Genomic DNA, 212 nt, shown 5'->3' with positions numbered 1-212 from the left:
GAGCGACATTAGCGTTATCATCATTCTGATCTGCTACGTTAGTGCTGTCGTCTTTACTTTCATTAGTGTTGGAAGCCGTACTGTTATCGTTTGTAGAATCAGAAGTTGATTCGTCAGAAGTGACCTCAGAGTCAGCAACCTCAGAATCATCATCATCTTGAGCGACATTAGCGTTATCATCATTCTGATCTGCTACGTTAGTACTGTCGTCT

General features: G+C 42.0%; 1 pseudogene. It reads right to left on the bottom strand.

The annotated features are described in order from the left end of the window. Positions 1 to 212, bottom strand: a pseudogene (locus CD150_RS13425) (hypothetical protein); the annotation flags it as partial.

Origin of the sequence: Staphylococcus ureilyticus, assembly GCF_002902235.1 — a bacterium.
GTDB lineage: Bacteria > Bacillota > Bacilli > Staphylococcales > Staphylococcaceae > Staphylococcus > Staphylococcus ureilyticus.
This window is presented reverse-complemented; position numbering and strand designations above follow the sequence as displayed.